At 72.4% G+C, this 18,525-nt stretch carries 19 protein-coding genes; 15 read left to right on the top strand and 4 right to left on the bottom strand.

Features of this window, described 5'->3' with window-relative positions:
* The first annotated feature begins 150 nt into the window (after positions 1-150).
* From pyrH to rlmN, 4 genes are read left to right on the top strand one after another with little or no spacing between them, the layout of a single operon-like run.
* Entirely contained in the window at positions 151-861 is a 711-nt protein-coding gene (gene pyrH, locus IFY26_RS16765) for a UMP kinase (RefSeq protein WP_232550152.1), read from the top strand.
* A gap of 26 nt (positions 862-887) precedes the next feature.
* Positions 888-1,445 carry a ribosome recycling factor gene (frr, locus tag IFY26_RS16760; RefSeq protein ID WP_232550151.1) on the top strand — a complete coding sequence of 186 codons (558 nt, stop codon included), beginning with the start codon at positions 888-890 and terminating at the stop codon, positions 1,443-1,445.
* Positions 1,445-2,338, top strand: a complete 894-nt coding sequence (locus IFY26_RS16755) for a phosphatidate cytidylyltransferase (RefSeq protein ID WP_232550150.1) — start codon at positions 1,445-1,447, stop codon at positions 2,336-2,338. Before frr ends, IFY26_RS16755 begins: the two co-directional genes overlap by 1 nt.
* Positions 2,339-2,396: 58 nt before the next feature.
* Positions 2,397-3,557, top strand: a complete 1,161-nt coding sequence (gene rlmN / locus IFY26_RS16750; protein ID WP_232550153.1) for a dual-specificity RNA methyltransferase RlmN — start codon at positions 2,397-2,399, stop codon at positions 3,555-3,557.
* Between the two features lie 164 nt (positions 3,558-3,721).
* On the opposite strand, the gene IFY26_RS16745 is transcribed toward rlmN, so the two are convergent.
* Positions 3,722-4,861: an LOG family protein gene (locus tag IFY26_RS16745; protein WP_232550149.1), complete on the bottom strand. Its 1,140-nt coding sequence runs from the start codon at positions 4,859-4,861 to the stop codon at positions 3,722-3,724.
* Positions 4,862-4,878: 17 nt separating this feature from the next.
* Between IFY26_RS16745 and dxr the strand changes: the two genes are divergently transcribed.
* The 7 genes from dxr to IFY26_RS16710 all read left to right on the top strand — a co-directional run bounded on the left by dxr (position 4,879) and on the right by IFY26_RS16710 (position 13,693).
* Positions 4,879-6,039 carry a 1-deoxy-D-xylulose-5-phosphate reductoisomerase gene (gene dxr, locus IFY26_RS16740; protein WP_232550148.1) on the top strand — a complete coding sequence of 387 codons (1,161 nt, stop codon included), beginning with the start codon at positions 4,879-4,881 and terminating at the stop codon, positions 6,037-6,039.
* Positions 6,036-7,319, top strand: coding sequence for a M50 family metallopeptidase (locus IFY26_RS16735; protein ID WP_232550147.1), 1,284 nt, complete (start codon positions 6,036-6,038; stop codon positions 7,317-7,319). Before dxr ends, IFY26_RS16735 begins: the two co-directional genes overlap by 4 nt.
* Before the next feature lie 8 nt (positions 7,320-7,327).
* Positions 7,328-8,473, top strand: a complete 1,146-nt coding sequence (ispG, locus tag IFY26_RS16730; RefSeq protein ID WP_232550146.1) for a flavodoxin-dependent (E)-4-hydroxy-3-methylbut-2-enyl-diphosphate synthase — start codon at positions 7,328-7,330, stop codon at positions 8,471-8,473.
* Entirely contained in the window at positions 8,470-9,300 is an 831-nt protein-coding gene (locus IFY26_RS16725; protein WP_232550145.1) for a GNAT family N-acetyltransferase, read from the top strand. The genes ispG and IFY26_RS16725 overlap by 4 nt, the downstream gene beginning before the upstream one ends.
* 266 nt (positions 9,301-9,566) lie before the next feature.
* A complete protein-coding gene (locus IFY26_RS16720) occupies positions 9,567-10,592 on the top strand; it encodes a TerC family protein (RefSeq protein WP_232550144.1) in 1,026 nt (341 codons plus the stop codon).
* A 412-nt stretch (positions 10,593-11,004) separates the two neighbouring features.
* Positions 11,005-12,804: a proline--tRNA ligase gene (locus IFY26_RS16715; RefSeq protein WP_232550143.1), complete on the top strand. Its 1,800-nt coding sequence runs from the start codon at positions 11,005-11,007 to the stop codon at positions 12,802-12,804.
* A 94-nt stretch (positions 12,805-12,898) separates the two neighbouring features.
* The gene (locus IFY26_RS16710; protein WP_232550142.1) at positions 12,899-13,693 is read left to right on the top strand and encodes a sulfite exporter TauE/SafE family protein; all 795 of its coding nucleotides are present in this window, start codon (positions 12,899-12,901) and stop codon (positions 13,691-13,693) included.
* Between the two features lie 33 nt (positions 13,694-13,726).
* Here IFY26_RS16710 and IFY26_RS16705 read toward each other — a convergent pair whose 3' ends face one another.
* A complete protein-coding gene (locus tag IFY26_RS16705) occupies positions 13,727-14,674 on the bottom strand; it encodes a hypothetical protein (RefSeq protein WP_232550141.1) in 948 nt (315 codons plus the stop codon).
* Between the two features lie 141 nt (positions 14,675-14,815).
* Between IFY26_RS16705 and rimP the strand changes: the two genes are divergently transcribed.
* Positions 14,816-15,349: a ribosome maturation factor RimP gene (rimP, locus tag IFY26_RS16700; protein ID WP_232550140.1), complete on the top strand. Its 534-nt coding sequence runs from the start codon at positions 14,816-14,818 to the stop codon at positions 15,347-15,349.
* Between the two features lies 1 nt (position 15,350).
* On the top strand, positions 15,351-16,319 hold the full coding sequence (gene nusA / locus IFY26_RS16695; RefSeq protein ID WP_232550139.1) for a transcription termination factor NusA: 969 nt from the start codon (positions 15,351-15,353) through the stop codon (positions 16,317-16,319).
* A gap of 63 nt (positions 16,320-16,382) precedes the next feature.
* Here nusA and IFY26_RS16690 read toward each other — a convergent pair whose 3' ends face one another.
* Positions 16,383-16,949: a hypothetical protein gene (locus IFY26_RS16690; protein ID WP_232550138.1), complete on the bottom strand. Its 567-nt coding sequence runs from the start codon at positions 16,947-16,949 to the stop codon at positions 16,383-16,385.
* Between the two features lie 118 nt (positions 16,950-17,067).
* On the bottom strand, positions 17,068-17,658 hold the full coding sequence (locus IFY26_RS16685) for a hypothetical protein (RefSeq protein ID WP_232550137.1): 591 nt from the start codon (positions 17,656-17,658) through the stop codon (positions 17,068-17,070).
* Positions 17,659-17,791: 133 nt separating this feature from the next.
* Here IFY26_RS16685 and IFY26_RS16680 point away from each other — a divergent pair, with 133 nt between their 5' ends.
* Positions 17,792-18,064, top strand: a complete 273-nt coding sequence (locus tag IFY26_RS16680) for a YlxR family protein (RefSeq protein ID WP_232550136.1) — start codon at positions 17,792-17,794, stop codon at positions 18,062-18,064.
* Positions 18,065-18,208: 144 nt separating this feature from the next.
* Positions 18,209-18,525: translation initiation factor IF-2 N-terminal domain-containing protein (locus IFY26_RS16675; RefSeq protein WP_232550135.1), on the top strand; the 317-nt coding region annotated here is incomplete at its 3' end.

The following is an 18,525-nucleotide window of genomic DNA, read 5'->3' as shown; positions in this document are numbered from 1 at the left end:
TGACCCCGGCGCAGTCCTCGGTTCTCAACTACAGTGGCGTGCACCGTCCATACGGTGCACGCCACTTCTCGTCCGTCCGGCCCCGGCCGGAGCGGGCACCGGCCGCCGGCCCGCCGCGTCACCACCACCTGTGAAGGGGGACCTGTCCCGATGTCGAAGTACCGCCGCGTTCTGCTGAAGCTCTCCGGAGAGGCGTTCGGGGGTGGCAGCGTCGGGGTCGACCCGGACATCATCGCCGGCGTCGCCGACGAGATCGCCGAGATCGTGGCGGACGGGGTCGAGGTCGCCGTCGTCACCGGCGGCGGCAACTTCTTCCGGGGTGCCCAGCTGCAGCAGCGCGGCATGGAGCGCCGCCGGGCCGACTACATGGGCATGCTCGGCACGGTCATGAACTGCCTGGCCCTGCAGGACTTCCTGGAGCAGGCCGGCGTCCCCACCCGCGTGCAGACCGCCATCACGATGGGCCAGGTCGCCGAGCCCTACATTCCGCTGCGGGCCGTTCGCCACCTCGAGAAGGGCCGGGTCGTCCTGTTCGGCGCCGGCTCCGGCATGCCGTTCTTCTCCACCGACACGGTCGCCGCTCAACGCGCCCTCGAGATTCGCGCCGACGTGCTGCTGATGAGCAAGAACGGCACCGACGGCGTCTACGACTCCGATCCGCGCACCAACCCCGAGGCCCGTCGCTACGACCAGCTCACGTACACCGACTTCCTCGCGAACGACCTCAAGGTGGCGGACGCCACCGCCATCAGCCTGGCTCGTGACAACGGCCTCCCGATGATCTTCTTCGACCTCGGCGTCCGCGGCAACATCGCCCGCGTCATTGCCGGTGAGAAGATCGGTACGTCCGTCCACGCCTGACCACCCATCCACCGAAGGGATCCACGATGACGTCCGAGATCGTCAGCTCCGCCGAACAGAAGAACCGGGGCACCGTCGAACACGCGCGGGAGGAGTTCGGTGCGATCCGCACCGGGCGCGCCCACCCGGCGATGTTCAACAAGCTCATGGTCGACTACTACGGTGCGCAGACGCCGTTGCAGCAGCTGGCCACCTTCCAGGTGCCCGAGGCCCGCATCGTGCTCATCAGCCCGTTCGACCGGGGTGCGATGGCCGGCATCGAGAAGGCGATCCGCGACTCCGACCTCGGCGTCAACCCCGCGAACGACGGCAACGTCATCCGCATCGTGATGCCGCAGCTCACCGAGGAGCGCCGCAAGGAGTACATCAAGGTCGCCCGCACCAAGGCCGAGGAGGCGCGCGTCGCGATCCGGAACAACCGCCGCCACGCCGTCGACGCGGTCAAGAAGCTGGCGAAGGACAAGGAGATCGGCGAGGACGACGCCAAGAGCGCCGAGAAGCACCTCGACACGGTCACCAAGAAGTACGAGGAGCAGGTCAACGACCTGCTCAAGGCCAAGGAAGCCGAGCTGCTCGAGGTCTGATGGCCGACGTTCCCGGCGCTGCCCCCGCGACGGGGGCACCCACCACCAAGCGGCGGTCCGCGGGCCGTGACCTGCCGGCCGCGATCGCCGTGGGGGTGGGTCTGATCGGCCTCGTCGTGGTGACGCTGGCGTGGTTCCACTGGGGTTTCATCGTCTTCGCGGCCGTGATGCTCTCGCTGGCGGCGATCGAGATCAACTGGGCGCTGCGCCGCCAGGGCGTGCGCCCGGCGATCAAGCCCATCGTGCTGGGTACCTTCGCGATGATCGTGGGCACCTACGCGGCGTCCACGGGGGTGGGGTTGCTCGACATGCCGTGGCACTCCGCCCTGCTGGCGTTCCTCGGCGCGACGGTGCTGGCGGCGCTGATCGCGCGTCTGCCCAAGGGGCACGAGCACTTCGTCCGCGACGCCGCGGGGAGCGTGTTCATCATCGGCTACGTGGCCCTGCTCGGCTCGTTCACCGCGCTGATCCTCGCCGGCGACCAAGGCGCGGCGCGCATGATCGCATTCCTGCTCTGCGTGGTCGCCAACGACACCGGGGGTTACGCGGTGGGGGTGCTCTTCGGCCGGACGCCATTGGCGCCCGTGCTCAGCCCCAAGAAGACGTGGGAGGGTCTGGTCGGCTCGGCCGTGTTCACCGTCGGGGTCGGCGTGGCCCTGTGCATGGGGGTGCTGGGGGTGGCTTGGTGGGTCGGCGTCCTGCTCGGCCTCGTCGTGGTCGTGTTCGCCACCGTCGGCGATCTCATCGAGAGCGCGATCAAGCGCGACGTCGGGATCAAGGACATGAGTTCGATCCTGCCCGGGCACGGCGGCATCATGGACCGCCTGGACTCCATGCTGGTCGCCGCTGCCCCCGCGTGGTGGGTGATGTACCTCTTCGTCCCCGGGGGCTGAGCCCCCGCCCGTGCCCGCTGTCGGAGGGGCCCGCTAGCCTTGTCGGGTGACCGATGGACTGACCGCCGCCGAACAGGCCCGCGTCGACGAGTTGGACGCCCACGCCCGCGCCGGGCGGACGCTGCCGCTGCGCTTCGACGCCCCGCGGCGCGGCAAGCCGCCGCGGCACTGGGCCGACCTGGCCCCCGACGAGCGGCGCGGCGCCGTCACGGACGCCGGGTTGCCCCCGTTCCGGGCCTCGCAGTTCGACACCCAGTACTACCGCCACGCCAACGCCGATCCCTCGACATGGACCGACCTGCCCGCCGCCGCGCGCGACGAGGTGGCCGAGCGGTTCTTCCCGGCGCTGCTGAGCCCGGTGCGGGAGCAGGCCGCCGACGAGGGCACGACGGTCAAGACGCTGTGGCGTCTCCACGACGGCGCGCTGGTCGAGAGCGTGCTCATGGAGTACGGCGTCGCTGGCAAGCGGTCGAGCGGCTCCGGACGCCGACGCGCCACCCTGTGCGTGTCGAGCCAGGCGGGCTGCGGCATGGCCTGCCCGTTCTGCGCCACCGGCCAGGGCGGCCTGCAGCGCAACATGTCCACCGGCGAGATCGTGGCCCAGGTGGTGGCCGCAGCGGCCCGCGTCCGCCTCACCAACATCGTGTTCATGGGCATGGGCGAGCCGATGGCCAACTACAACGCCGTGATGGGTTCGGTCCGCCGCATGGTCGACGACATCGGGCTCAGCGCGCGCGGCATCACGATCTCGACCGTCGGGCTGGTGCCCCGCATCCGGCAGCTCACCACCGAAGGCGTGCCGGTCACCTTGGCCGTCAGCCTGCACGCGCCCGACGACGAACTGCGCGACACGCTGGTGCCGATCAACACCCGCTTCCCCCTCGCCGAGGTGGTGGACGCCGCGCACGCCTACTTCCGCACCACCGGGCGCCGGGTGTCGATCGAGTACGCGCTCATCCGCGACGTCAACGACCAGGCGTGGCGGGCGGACGCCCTGGGCGCGCTCCTCACCGCCGACGGCCGCGGCGCGCACTGGGTGCACGTCAACCCGATCCCACTCAACCCGACCCCGGGGTCGAAGTGGACCGCCTCGCGGCGCGCCGACGAGCACAAGTTCGTCCGGCGCCTGAACGCGCGCGGCATCGCGGCCACGATCCGCGACACCCGCGGCCGCGAGATCGACGGGGCCTGCGGGCAGCTGGCCGCCCAAGGCGCCTGATGATGACGTCGGGGAGGCCCGGGCGGTGGTCGTTGAAACCCCCGTCCGATCACCACACCGGCCTGTGCTTCGTGCTGGGCGGGTTGTGCTGCCTGGCCTCGTCGGCCGTGAGCTGGCAGCTCAGTGACGGCGGGGCCAAGGTCGTGGTCCTCGCCGTGGGGCTGTTACTCGTCGCTCGCGGTGCGTGGTTGCTCGCCCGGGGGCGTCCGGCGCCTCGTCGGTGAGGGCGACGGGACGACCTCGAGGGCCTCGTCCATGCTGTCGACGAGGTGCACGTGCGGCTCCATCAGCCGCCCGGACGCCAACGCCGCCACGAGCGGCCATGCGGGGAGCTGCTCCTGCCAGTAGGCGCGCCCGACCAGGATCATCGGGGTCACCTGGCGTTCGTCGGAGGCGTAGTAGTTGCGCGTGAGGGCCTGGAAGATCTCCTGGGTTGTGCCCGCGCGGCCCGGCACATAGATGATGCCGGCGCCGCACAGGCGCAGCAGGATGTCCTCGCGGATCGCGTTGTCGAAGTACTTCGCGATGCCGGTGCCGAACACGTTGGGCGGCTCATGGCCGTAGAACCAGGTGGGGACGCCGACGTTGGCCCGGGTGCAGTCCCAACGCCGCCTGACCTCCATCGCCGCACCGACCCAGGCGCCCACGTCCGGCTCGAACGACGGCACGGACGCCAGGTGCGCGCAGGCGGCCTCCACGTCGGCGGCCGTGCCGTTGAGCGAGGCGCCCAGGTTGGCCGCCTCCATCGCGCCCGGCCCGCCGCCGGTGAGCACCAGGTGCCCGGCCTCGGCGAGGCGGCGTCCGAGGTGGGCGGTCTCGACGAAGGCGGGCGTGCCGCGTCCGACGGCGTGGCCGCCCATGACGCCGACCGCGGTGCGCGGCTCGGGCACGGCCTCGGCGAGCCCGTCGGACATGAAGTGGTCGTGCAACGCCTGGGCGACGCCGGCGTCCAGCAACCGGGAGCGGTCGCGCAGGGTCCAGGCGTAGATGACGGCGTCCTTGGTGGTCGCGTACCCGGCCTCGAGGCCCGCGTAGAGGTCCTCTGCGGCGTACAGGGCGGGCCGGTAGGCGTCGAAGGGCACCTGCGGCAGCCGCGGGAACACCGTGGCGCCGCGCTCGGCCAGCGAGGTGGCCGTGCGGTGCTTGAGCCGGCAGCCGAGGAAGAACGCGTTGTGCACCTCGACGCGCTCGAGCACCGCGCCGCGGCCGCGCAGGTCCATCGACTTCACGATGCACCCCGCGAGCGACCCGGTGCTGCGGAGGTGGGCGTCCAACGTTGCCAGCGACTCGATTTCAGCGCGCATGGTGAGAGACTAGCCAGATGCGTGACGTGGTGATCCTCGGCGGTACCGGCTCCATCGGCACCCAGGCGCTGGACGTGGTCGCCGCGCGGCCCGAGCAGTTCCGCGTCCGGGCCCTCACCGCGGGCTCCAACGTCGAGCTCGTGGCCGCCCAGGTCGCCCAGTTCCGCCCCGACGTCGTCGCGCTCAGCACGGACGCCGCGGCCGCCGCCCTGCGCGAACGGCTTGGCGACGACGCGCCCGAGATCTGGGGGAGTGGCGGCAACGACCGTGCCGCCGCGCTGCCCTGCGACGTCGTGCTCAACGCCATCACGGGCGCGGCGGGTCTCACCCCCACGCTCGCCGCGCTGGAGGCCGGCACCACGCTGGCGCTGGCCAACAAGGAGTCCCTCGTCATCGGCGGGCGGCTCGTCACGGACGCCGCCGCGCCGGGCCAGCTCGTCGCGGTCGACTCCGAGCACTCCGCGTTCGCGCAGGCGCTGCGGGCGGGGCGCGCCGAGGAGGTCCGCCGGCTGGTGCTCACCGCCTCCGGCGGGCCGTTCCGCGGCCGCAGCCGCACCGAGCTGGCCGACGTGACGCCCGAACAGGCCCTGGCCCACCCCACCTGGAACATGGGCCGCGTCATCACGATCAACTCCGCCACCCTGGTCAACAAGGGTCTCGAGCTCATCGAGGCGGCGCTGCTCTACGGGGTCGACTACGACGCGATCACCGTCGTCGTCCACCCCAGCTCGGATGTGCACTCGATGGTGGAGTTCGTCGACGGCTCGACGATCGCCCAGGCGTCCCCGCCCGACATGCGGTTGCCCATCGCGCTCGGCCTGGCGTGGCCGGCGCGGGTGCCGGACGCCGCGTCCGCCTACGACTGGTCCGTGCCCCGCTCGTGGCACTTCGAGCCGCTCGACAGCGAGGCCTTCGGCGCGGTCGAACTCGCCCGGCGCTGCGGCCGCGCGGCCGGCACGGCGCCGGCGGTGTTCAACGCCGCCAACGAGGTGTGCGTGGACGCCTTCTGCGCCGGCACCCTCGGGTTCTTGGGCATCGTGGATACCGTGGAGGCCGTGGTGGCAGAACATCTGGGCGGCGCTCACGTGGCCGACGCCGATCTGAGCGTGGACGCCGTGCTCGCGGCGGACGCGTGGGCGCGCCGGCGGGCCGCCGAGCTCGCGGGGGCGCCTGCATGACCCTGGTGTGGACGATCGTGTTCGCGATCGCGTTCTTCTCGCTGCTCATGGCCTCGGTGGCGCTGCACGAGGTGGGGCACATGGTGCCGGCCAAGCTGTTCGGCGTGAAGGTGCCGCGCTACTTCGTCGGGTTCGGCCCGACGCTGTGGTCGATCCGCCGCGGGGAGACCGAGTACGGCATCAAGGCGTTCCCGCTGGGCGGTTTCGTCCAGCTGCTGGGCATGTACCCGCCGTTCGATCCCACCGCGAAGGACTCCCGCCTGCAGCGCCTCGCCGACGACGCCCGAGCCGCGGAGTGGGAGGACATCACGCCGGCCGACCGTGGCCGGTTGTTCCACGAGCGGGCCACGTGGCAGAAACTCATCGTGATGTTCGGCGGCCCGGCGATGAACCTGCTCATCGCGTTCGTGCTGATGTGGGGCGTCGTCGGACTGTACGGCGCCTGGCGCGACCAGCCGGTGGTCGCCTCGACCGTGAACTGCCTCGTCGCCGAGCCGCGGGACGACATGACGTGCACGGACGCCGACCAGCCCACCCCGTCCGTGCAGGCCGGGCTCGAGGCGGGGGACCGGATCGTGGCGTTCAACGGCACCGCGATCCACAGCCAGGGGCAGCTGTCGGAGCTGATCCGCGCCAACATGGGCGGCGAGATGACCCTCGTCGTCGAGCGGGACGGCACCGAGCTGACCCTCCCCACCGTCCACACCCTGGTCCGCCAAGTGCCCGCCACGCTCGACCCCAGCCGGGCGGTGGACGCCGGCTGGCTGGGGTTTATGCCGGTGAGCGAGTTCCAGCGCGGCGGGCCCGGCGAGGCGCTGTCGGATCTCTGGCTCATGACCCGGCAGTCGGTGGTGGCCCTCGCGCAGTTCCCGGTGCGGGTCTGGAACCTGACCGTCGACCTGGTGACCGGCCAGCCCCGGAGCCTCTATGACCCCGTGTCCATCGTGGGTGCCAGCGCGATGGCGGGGCAGGTGGCGGCGTCCGACCAGGTGGACGCCGGCGCGCGCGTCGCGTTCTTCGCGAACCTGCTCGCCGCGGTCAACCTCTTCTTGGCCCTGTTCAACCTCGTGCCGCTGCCACCCCTGGACGGCGGCCACATGGCCGGCGCGCTGTGGGAGGGCGTCCGCCGCGCGGCCGCCCGCCTCACGGGCCGGCCGCAACCCAAACCCCTCGACACGGCCAAGATGGTGCCGGTGACGTACGTGGTGGCAGGATTCCTGCTGCTCTGCGGCCTCATCGTCATCGTGGCCGATATCGTCAGACCGATGCAGTTGTCCTAAGGAGTTCCATGACCGTCAACCTCGGCATGCCCGCCACGCCCCCGCCGGTGCTCGCCCCCCGGCGCCCCACCCGCCGCATCAACGTCGGCAAGGTGGCGGTCGGCGGCGGTGCGCAGGTCTCGGTGCAGTCGATGACCACCACCAAGACCACCGACATCAACGGCACGCTGCAGCAGATCGCCGAGCTGACGGCGTCCGGCTGCGACATCGTGCGCGTGGCCGTCCCCAGCCAGGACGACGCCGACGTGCTGCACATCATCGCGAAGAAGAGCCAGATCCCGGTCATCGCGGACATCCACTTCCAGCCCAAGTACGTGTTCGCGGCGATCGACGCCGGATGCGCGGCCGTCCGCGTCAACCCGGGCAACATCAAGCAGTTCGACGACAAGGTGGGCGAGATCGCGAAGGCGGCGACCGACGCCGGCGTGAGCCTGCGGATCGGCGTCAACGCCGGGTCGCTCGACAAGCGCATCCTCGCCAAGCACGGCGGCCCGACGGCCGAGGCGCTCGCGGAGTCGGCGCTGTGGGAGGCGTCCCTGTTCGAGGAGCACGACTTCCGCGACTTCAAGATCTCGGTCAAGCACAACGATCCGATCGTCATGGTGAACGCCTACCGGCAGCTCTCGGCGCAGTGCGACTACCCGCTGCACCTGGGCGTCACCGAGGCCGGCCCGGCGTTCCAGGGCACGATCAAGAGCTCGGTGGCCTTCGGGGTGCTGCTCGCCGAGGGCATCGGCGACACCATCCGCGTGTCGCTGTCGGCCCCGCCGGTGGAGGAGGTCAAGGTCGGCCTCAAGATCCTGGAGTCGCTCAACCTGCGGCAGCGCCAGATGGAGATCGTGTCGTGCCCCGGGTGCGGGCGCGCCCAGGTCGACATCTGGGGGCTCGCCAACGAGGTGACCGACGGCCTGGAGGGCCTCACCGCGCCGCTGCGCATCGCCGTCATGGGCTGCGTCGTCAACGGCCCCGGCGAGGCGCGCGAGGCCGACCTCGGCGTGGCCGCCGGCAACGGCAAGGGCCAGATCTTCATCAAGGGTGAGGTCATCAAGACCGTGCCGGAGTCCGAGATCGTGGCCACGCTCATCGAGGAGGCCAACAAGCTGGCGGCCGACATGGAGCACACCGGTGAGAAGCCGGAGGTGACGGTGAGTTGAGGCACTGCCGCGTCCTCGACGAGCGCGACCGCGACCGCGTCGCGCGCATCGTCGACGCGGATCCGGTGGTCAACTGCTTCCTCGCCTCCCGGGTGGACGCCGGCGTCTTGGCACCCGGGGGCGTGGGCGAGGTGTGGGGGTATCCGCGCCGCAACCCCTACGCCCTGCTGCACCTCGGCGCGAACTGCGTCCCGGTCAACATGGACGCCGAGGCGCGCGCCGCGTTCGTCGACGATCTCGGCCGCTGGCGCAACTTCATCGCGATGGTCGGGCCGGCCTCCGACGTGCTCGGCCTGTGGCACGCCCTGTGTGAGCGCTGGGGGGAGAGCTACGAGGCGGTGCGGGTGATGCGGCCGCGGCAGTTGTTGATGGCGCGGTCGGCGGCGTCGGACGCCCCCGCCGACCCCCGCCTGCGCCTCGCCGTCGCCGACGACTTCGACTCCTACTTCAGGGCGGCCGCCGCGATGTACCACGAGGAGCTCGAGGAGGACCCCCTCATCACCAACCCCGTGGGTTACCGCACCTACGTCCGGTCCCTGATCGAGCAGCGCCGGGCGTTCACGATCGTCGAGGGTGCCGAGGTGGTGTTCAAGGCGGATCTGGGCGCCATGAGCAGCCGGGTCGCGCAGGTGCAGGGCGTGTGGGTGAAACCCGAGCTGCGGGGGAGGGGGCTGTCGGTCGGCGGCATGGCCGGCGTCACGGACGCGATCGTCGCCAGCGGCCGGACGGCGTCGCTGTACGTCAACGACTTCAACGCCCCCGCGGTCGCGACCTACCGCCGGTGTGGGTACGCCGAAGTCGGCGCGTTGGCGTCCGTGCTGTTCTGAGGTCCCCGCGGGTCGGGGGTTGTTGCGTCGCTGCCTGCCCGGATGGTTGGCCATCGCGGTCCCCGGGTGCGGGTGCGGGTGGACTGAGGGGGTCGTTGGCAACCGAGTTGATGGAACGGTCACCCACCTCGTAGGCTGGGCTGCCTGAGGGGAGTACTTCCCAAGTTCGCGACCGGTCAGTGCGGTGGCCCCATGGCAGCCCCGGTGCGACGCCCGATCCATCGGGTGAAGGAGACCTCGGCCGTTCAACAGACCGAGGAGCCTCCATGCCTGTCGGCACACCCCTGCTCTGGGGCATCACCATTGCCGCCGTCCTCGCCCTCGTGGTGATGGACTTCCTGCTCACCCGCAAGCCCCACGAGGTCTCCATGAAGGAGGCCGTCGGCTGGTCGGTGTTCTACATCGCGCTTCCCCTGGCGTTCGGCGCGTGGGTGTGGAACACCTACGGCGGCGACCGCGGCCTGGAGTTCATGACGGGCTATCTCGTCGAAAAGACGTTGAGCGTCGACAACCTGTTCGTGTTCATGCTGCTGCTGACCGCGTTCGCGGTGCCGCGCGAACTGCGCCAGCGTGCCCTGCTGTTCGGCGTCGTCGGCGCCCTGGTGCTGCGCGGCGCGTTCATCGCGGTCGGCGCCCAGCTCGTCAGCTCGCTGTCGTGGGCGTTCCTGCTGTTCGGTGCGATCCTGTTCGCGACCGCCATCAAGACGCTGCGCGACGCGATGGCCCCCGAGGACGAGCACATCGACGTCTCCGAGCTGAAGATCGTCAGGCTCGTGCGCCGCTTCTGGCCTGTCACCGACCGGTACCACGGCCCGGCCCTCACCGCCCAGGACGGCGACGGACGCCGCGCGCTCACCCCGATGGCCCTGGTCATCTTGGCCATCCTGAGCATCGACGTGGTGTTCGCGGTCGACTCGGTGCCGGCCGTCTACGGCATCACCGACGACCCCTACCTCGTCTTCGCCACCAACGCCTTCGCCCTGCTCGGCCTGCGCGCGCTGTACTTCGTGCTCGAGGGCGCCCTCGGCAAGCTGGTTCACCTCGGCTACGGCCTGGCGGCGATCCTGGCGTTCATCGGGGTCAAGCTGGTGCTGCACTGGGCGCACGGCGTGTGGTCGTGGATCCCGGAGGTGCCCACCCTGGCGTCCCTCGGCGTCATCATCGGCATCCTCGCGCTCGTCGTCACGACCAGCCTCATCGCCACCCGGCGCGGCGACGCCGACCTCGAGGACCACGCCACCACCGCCCCGCTGCCCACCACCGACGCCGATCCGGTGCACACGCGCCCCTGAACCGGAGTCTGATCCGCGACGCAGCCCGGACGCCCCGAGCGTCGGGAGCGGGGTGGCTCCCGGGCTGGTGTGTCCCTCGTCGGACGTGCGGGGCCCCGCCACGGAACCGCCACCCTGCCCTTCTTGTCGCCCCCCTGCCCGGAGCGCACCCCCCTGCCGTTGCGACGGCAGGGCGGTGGCCTCCCAGCAGGGTGGCGGCCAGAACGACAGGGTGGCGACCAGAACGACAGGCTAGGCGACCCAAACGACAGGGTTGGCGACCCGAACGACAGGGTGGCGGCGGCAGCAGCAGGGCGGCGGTGCCAACGACAGGGCAACGCCCCGCACGCGGGTTCGGGCGTCCGCAACGCCTGCGCCCGCCGGGCGATCCCCAACCGGTCGCCACGCACACCATCCCCTAGGCTTGGCGTTCGTGATCACCCGCATGTCCGAACTCTTCGTCCGCACGCTCCGCGACGACCCCGCCGACGCCGAGGTGCCGAGCCACCGCTGGCTCGTGCGCGCCGGCTACATCCGCCGCGTCGCGCCCGGCATCTATTCCTGGCTGCCGCTCGGGCTGCGGGTGCTGCACAAGGTCGAGCAGATCGTCCGCGAGGAGATGGACGCCATGGGCGCCCAGGAGGTGCGGTTCCCCGCGCTGTTGCCCCGCGAGCCCTACGAGGAGACCAACCGCTGGACCGAGTACGGCCCCAACCTGTTCCGCTTGCAGGACCGCAAGGGCACCGACCTGTTGCTGGGCCCCACCCACGAGGAGCTGTTCACCCTCATGGTGAAGGACCTCTACTCCTCCTACAAGGACCTGCCGCTCAGCCTCTACCAGATCCAGACCAAGTACCGCGACGAGGCCCGGCCCCGCGCGGGGCTGCTGCGGGGCCGCGAGTTCGTCATGAAGGACTCCTACTCCTTCGACATCGACGACGCCGGTCTGGAGGCCTCCTACGCCCGGCACCGCGCGGCCTACCAGCGGATCTTCGACCGCCTGGGGCTCACCTACGTCATCGTGTCCGCCACTTCGGGCGCGATGGGCGGGTCGGCGTCGGAGGAGTTCCTCGCGGTGGCCGACATCGGCGAGGACACCTTCGTCCGCAGCCCCGGCGGGTATGCCGCCAACGTCGAGGCCGTCCGCCGCCCGCTCGCCGCGGCGCAGGACGCCTCGGACGCGCCGGCCGCCCACGTCGAGGACACCCCCGACTCGCCCACCATCGAGTCCCTCGTCGCGCTCTCCAACGACCGCTTCCCCCGTGCGGACCGCGCCTGGACGGCCGCGGACACACTCAAGAACGTGATCGTCTGCCTGCGCCACCCCGACGGCAGCCGGACGCCGCTGGCGATCGGCCTGCCTGGGGACCGGGAGGTCGACATGAAGCGTCTCGAGGCCGCCGTCGAACCCGCCGAGGTGGAGCCGTTCGGCGACGCCGAGTTCGCCGCCCACCCCCAGCTCGTCAAGGGCTACATCGGCCCCGGCGACACCCACGGCGACACCCAGGGTGGCGCCCACGGCCGCGCGCTCGGCCTGGATGCCGACGGCAAGGGCGTCCGCTATCTCACCGACCCCGCCGTGGTCGAGGGCACCCGCTGGATCACCGGCGCAAACGCTCCCGGTCACCACGTGTACGACCTGGTGTGCGGCCGCGACTTCACCAGCGACGGGGTGATCGACGTCGCCGAGATCCGCGACGGCGACCCCGCGCCCGACGGCTCCGGCCCCCTCAGCCTGGCCCGGGGCATCGAAATGGGCCACATCTTCCAGCTCGGCCGCAAGTACGCCGACGCCCTCGGCCTGAAGGTGCTCGACCCGAACGGCAAGCTCGTGACGGTCACGATGGGCTCCTACGGCATCGGCGTCTCCCGGGCGGTGGCGGCCGTCGCGGAGAGCACCTGCGACGACCGCGGCCTGGCGTGGCCGCGCAACCTCGCGCCCTTCGACGTCCACGTCGTCGCCACCGGCAAGGACGCGGCCGTGCTCGCCTGGGCCGAGGAGTTCGCCGCCGGCCTGGACGCCGCGGGCGTGGCCGTCCTGCTGGACGACCGCAAGGCCAGCCCCGGGGTCAAGTTCAAGGATGCCGAGCTGCTGGGTGTGCCGACGACCGTCGTCGTCGGTCGCGGCCTGGCCGAGGGAGTCATCGAGGTCCGCGACCGCGCCACCGGGGCGAAGTCGGAGGTCTCCACCGGGGACGCCGCCGCCCACGTGATCGACCTCGTCCGCGGCTGATGCCGCCCCGGGGCGGCTGGCCCTGCCGGTGGGCCACCGCGGCCCGGCCTGACACGGCGGCCACGACGGTGCGACCGGGACGGTCGGACCGGTCGTGACCGGGCTCGAGCTGCCGCTGGCGACGATCGCCTTCCTCGTCACCGCGTCCTTCCTGGCCGGGTGGGTCGACTCGATCGTCGGCGGGGGTGGTCTCATCCAGCTGCCGAGCCTGCTGATCGGCCTGCCCGCCGACACCCCGGTGCCGACCATCTCGGGCACCAACAAGGTGCCGAGCTTCCTCGGCACATCGGTCGCCGCGCTCACCTATCTGCGACGCGTCCGCATCGCCTGGTGGGGAGTGCTGCCGCTCGTGGCCGGCTCCGCGGCCGGCTCGGCCGTGGGCGCACGGCTGACGCATTTCCTCGACCGCGCGGCGTTCACCCCGCTCGTCCTCGCCGCGCTGGTCGGGGTCGGGGCCTACACCTGGCGCCGCCCGCAGCTCGGCCTGCAGCACCGGGCCAAGCACACGGGCTCGCGGGCCTTCGCGCTGCTCGGCGCGATCGGCCTGGTTGTCGGCCTGTGGGACGGTTTCATCGGCCCCGGCACCGGCTCGTTCTTCCTCATCGCGCTCGTCGGGGTCATGGGGTATGAGTTCCTGAGCGCCACCACCTACGCGAAGCTGGCGAACCTGACGACCAACCTCGCGGCCATCGTCGTGCTGGGCGCCACCGGCAACATCCTGTGGGGCATCGCCCTGGCGATGGGGGCGGCCAACCTGCTCGGGGGCCTGACCGGTGCCCGGACGGCGCTGCGCCACGGCAACGCCTTCGTCCGGCGGGTGTTCCTGGTGGTCATCGTGGCCCTCGGCGTCAAGCTGACGTGGGACATGGTGGCCCCGCTGGTGGCCTGACCTCGCCCGCGGGAGCGAGGGTGGACGCGCGCGTCAGCTCGCCGGCAGCCCGGGCCAGCGTTCCACGAGCCCGCCCCACCGGGGGACGTCGGCGGCCGCGTCGGCCAGCGCATCCAGCAACGGCGGACGCGGCGAGGCCTCCCCGAATGCGAAGGAGCGCCCCAGCACGGGCAGCGCGTCGGCCTCCAACCGGGCGAGGAGGGCTCGGGCGGCGGTGGCGTCCGCGGGCCGATCGAGCTCGTACCAGGGCTGCGCGGGCGTCACGTGGGGGGTCGGGGTCGGGCCGAGGGCTTCGCGCAGCGCGTCGGCGTGCCCGGCCCAGGCGTCGAGCCGTCCCCGCGCCCGGGCCATCTCGTCCGCCGAGAGCCCCGGCGCCCCCGCTGCCACCTCGATGCCCCACGAGACCTCGGCACAGGCGTCGAGCGCGGCCTGGCGGGCGGCGTCCGGCGACTGCTCGGCCGGGTCGAGGACGCTGCGCGCGGGCTCCCGCGCCGCGATGGGGTCGGCGAGCTGGTCGGCGGTGACGAGCGCCCACGTCGCCATGGCCGCCCACACCAGCGGGTGGGCCGAGGACGCGGCCACGGACTGTTCCCTGAACGCCGTCGCCGCGCTGCCCAGGGCTTCGGCCAGCGCCGCGACCAGGGCCGGATCGGCCTGCTCGGCCGGGGGAGTCGCGGTGGCGGCGACGGGTGTCGGGGCGGGCAGCGAGACGGCGACGCACTGGTCCGCGGTCACACCGAGGGCCCACGCGATCAGCGCGGCGTGGGCGTCCGGCCACGGGGTTCCCGCGGCGGACGCGAGCGCCTCCCGCAGCGTCCCCAAGGCGACCTGCCCCGGCAGCGGCGTCGCCGTGGGCGAGGGCGCCACACGCGGGGCGCCGGCCGGTACGAGCGCGCAGCCCGGGAGCGCGACGCCGGCGATCCCGGCCAGGCCGGCGGTCAACACCGCCCGACGACCCACCTGCTTGTGAGGACCCAGCACGCGTCGAGGGTAGCCCAGCCTCACCGAGCGGGGTGGGTATGCTGGCCTGCGAGCCGGGCGGGGACCGTCACGGCGACAACCGCTCGACGCAATCGGATCTCGACACCCTCGGATCTCGACACAACTGGATGGAGTGCCCCCATGGACCACGCAGCGATCGCCGAGGTCGTGGAACCCGCCGCCCGGCAGTCCGGTCTGGAGGTCGACCGCATCGAGATCACCCGCGCGGGCAAGCGTTCCGTGCTGCGGGTCTACCTCGACGGCGACGGCCCGGAGGGCCGCGGCCCCAGCCTGGACGAGATCGCGGACGCCACGCGTGCGGTGTCCGCGGCGCTGGACGCGTCGCCGGCCACGGGGGAGGCCCCCTACACGCTCGAGGTCAGCAGCCGCGGTGTCACCCGGCCGCTGACGCAGGCGCGCCACTTCCGGCGCAACATCGGACGCCTCGTGGCGCTCACGCTGCCCGAGGAGAAACTGACCGGCCGCATCACCGGCGCCGACGAGGCCCAGGTGTCCCTCGACGTCGACGGCGCCGCGCGCGAGATCGCCCTCGGCGACATCCGCAAGGCGGTCGTCCAGGTCGAACTCCGCAAGGACGACACCGACGACCTGGGTGACACCGAGGACAGGGGCGACGACGGCGACGAGCTGGCCGCCGACGACGACAAGGAGTGACATGGACATCGACATGACCGCACTGCGGGCGCTGGAGCGCGACAAGGACATCCCGCTGACGGTGCTGGTGGACGCCCTCGAGGAGGCCCTGCTCAACGCCTACGAGAAGTCCGCCCACCCGGTGCAGGGCGCCCGGGTGAACCTGGACACCAAGACCGGCAGCGTCTCCGTGCTCGCCCCCGAGACCGACGACGAGGGCGAGGTCGTCGGCTGGTACGAGGACACGCCCGAGGGGTTCGGGCGCGTCGCGGCCGCCACCGCGCGCCAGGTGATCTTCCAGCGGCTGCGGGAGGCGGAGGACGAGCAGAAGTTCGGCCACTTCTCCGCGAAGGAGGGCGACATCGTCACCGGCGTCGTCCAGGCCGACCGCGACTCGCGCACCGTGCGGGTCGATCTCGGGCCCCTCGAGGCCATCATGCCGCTCGCCGAGCAGGTGCCGAACGAGACCTACCAGCACGGCCGCCGCATGCGCGTCTACGTGGTGGCGGTGCGACGCGAGCCCCGCGGCCCGCAGGTCGTGGTCTCCCGGACGCACCCGAACCTGGTGCAGCGCCTGTTCCGCCAGGAGGCGCCGGAGATCGCGTCCGGCGTCGTCGAGATCAAGGCCATCGCGCGCGAGGCCGGCCACCGCACGAAGATCGCGGTGATCAGCCACGACCCCAACGTCTCCGCGAAGGGGGCCTGCATCGGGCCCATGGGGCAGCGGGTGCGCACGGTGATGACCGAGTTGAACGGGGAGAAGATCGACATCATCGACTACTCCGCCGATGGTGCCGCCTTCGTCGCCGAGGCGCTCAGCCCGGCGAAGGTCAGCGAGGTCATCGTGACCGACCAGTTCGCCAAGGCCGCCCGCGCGATCGTGCCCGACTACCAGCTGAGCCTCGCCATCGGACGCGAGGGCCAGAACGCGCGGCTCGCGGCGCGTCTGACCGGCTGGCGCATCGACATCCGGCCCGACACGCAGGCCTGAGCCGGCTGACACACGGACGCCCCGGGTTCCGCGCGGAACCCGGGGCGTCGTGGTGCGGGAGTCTCAGCGGTGGCCGCGACCGCCGCCGTAGCCGATGACGCCGGCGTCGGCCGCCTTGAGCACCGCGTCGGCCTCGGCCTGGGTGAGGGTGCCGTCGCTGACCGCCGCGTCCAGGGTGGACTGGAAGTCCGCCTTGCGGTCGGCCTGAGCATCGGCACGGATCTCGTCGAGCGCCGTGGTCACCTGCTCGGCGGTCACGCCCAGCTCGGACGCCAGCGCCTCGGCCATCGCCTGCTGCTGCGCCGCCCGATCGGGTCGGGTGCCGTCGGCCGCGTCGTCGGCCTGGGCGTGCAGGTTCTCCCGCACGGTCTCGAGCGCGGACTGCACGGTGGCCTCGTCGAGGCCGAGCTTCTCGGCGAGCGCCGCGGCGTCCGCGCCCCGCAGGCCGCCGCGCTGGCCACCCTTGCCGCCGTGCTCCCCGCGCTGCGAGGCCTCCGGCGCCGCGGTGCCGGACGCGCTGGGCGTCGGGCTCGCGGTGGTCTCGGCCTGGGCCAGCGTGGTGCCGGCGATGCCTCCGAGGGCGAGGGTGCCGGCGGCGACGCCGAGCCCCACTTTGTGAATCGTCTTCATGCGCATGGTCCTTTCGTTGGTGTAGCGGTGTTCGCTGCCCACCATGGGAGCAGGGCCGGTTGGCAACACCCTCGGGTTCACCTGTCGGGAACCTGTGAGCGGGCCCCGGTGCGGTGGGTCAGCCGTTCGTCTCGGTTGTGGCGTCCGGGGCCGGGGCACCGTCCGTGCCGGCCCCCTCGGCACCGTCTGCACTGTGTCCGCCCCCGCCCCCCGGGTGCCCTCCGCCGGGGTGCAGGTCCGCCAGGGCGGCGGTCACGGTGGCCTCGTCGATCCCCAGTCGGTCGGCGATGGCCGTCGCCAGGGTCTCCTGCAGGGCGGCTGCGTCGGGGCGCTCACCGTCGGACGGCGGGGTCTGGCTCGCCATGGTGGCGTCGATGGCCTCCTGGATCGCGGCCTCGTCGGCGTCCAGCGCCGTGGCCAGGTCGGCGGCCAGATCGCCCATGCGGGCGCCCGGGCCACCGCCGCGGCGACCCTCACCGGCGGCGCCGGTGTCTGCCCCGGAGGTGGTCGGGTCAGTGCCGCGGTTGCCGCGGGTGTCTACGGCGTCGGCGCCCGGGGCGGCGTCGGCGGGGGTGCTCCCGTTCGCGTCGGTCTGGGTGGCGGGGGTGTCGGCCGTGGCCGTTTCGGCCGCGTTGGTGACGCCGACGGCGGCGCCGACGCCCAGGGCCAGGGCGCCCAGGCCCAGGCCGACCTTCTGGATGGTGTTCATGGTTGTTCCTCTCGGTCACAGGTGGGCCCCGGGGGCCCCGATGCACCCATGGAGCCCCGCCGACCTGTCGGAGCGCCCGGGCGTTCCTGTGCCCAGGCTGGGAGTTCGGGTGCGAGCGCCCTAGGCTGACCGCGTGCCGATCCGAACCTGCGTGGGGTGCCGCCGTGCCGACGACCAGGCGGCGCTGGTCCGGCTCGCGTTGACCGCGGACGGGCTGGTCGTGGGACGCACGACGCCGGGCCGTGGCGCCTGGCTGCACCCGGGCTGCGGGCAGCTCGCCCTCCGACGCAGGGCGCTCGGCCGAGCCCTGCGGGGCGACCCCGGCCCGGCCGAGGCGGTGGCCGCCGTGCTCGCGCGCGTCGACGCGGGCGGCTCCGCTTGGGCAATCGGAGCCGAGTCGGAGTAGACTGTCAGCTGCGCTTCGCGCGACCCGCGCGAACACACCAGCACAACCAGAAGGTGGGCTAACGCTCATGACCACTCGATGAGTACCCAGAAATGAGCAGCAACGTCTAGCTGGCCTGCGCACCCGCGGGCCTGAAGGAGAGTAGTGGCCAAGGTCCGCGTCTATGAACTCGCCAAGGAGTTCGGACTCGAAAGCAAAGAGGTTCTCAACACCCTCAAGGAGATGGGCGAGTTCGTCCGCTCCGCATCCTCGACGATCGAGCCGCCCGTCGTGCGGCGGCTCACCGAGAAGTTGAAGGGCGGCTCTGCGCCGGCCCCCAGCAGCGCTCCGGCGGCGCCCACCGCTCGGCAGAGCGCTCCCGCGCCGCGTCCGGCGAGCGGGCAGACGACCGGTCGCCCGTCGCCCGGGCCGCGCCCCGGCCCGCAGCGGCCGGCGGCGCAACCTGCGCCGGCCCCCGAGCG

Source organism: Propioniciclava soli (genome assembly GCF_014858005.1).
Classification (GTDB): domain Bacteria; phylum Actinomycetota; class Actinomycetes; order Propionibacteriales; family Propionibacteriaceae; genus Propioniciclava; species Propioniciclava soli.
The sequence above is the reverse complement of the archived record's forward strand: the minus strand, read 5'-3'. Positions and strand labels throughout refer to the sequence as shown.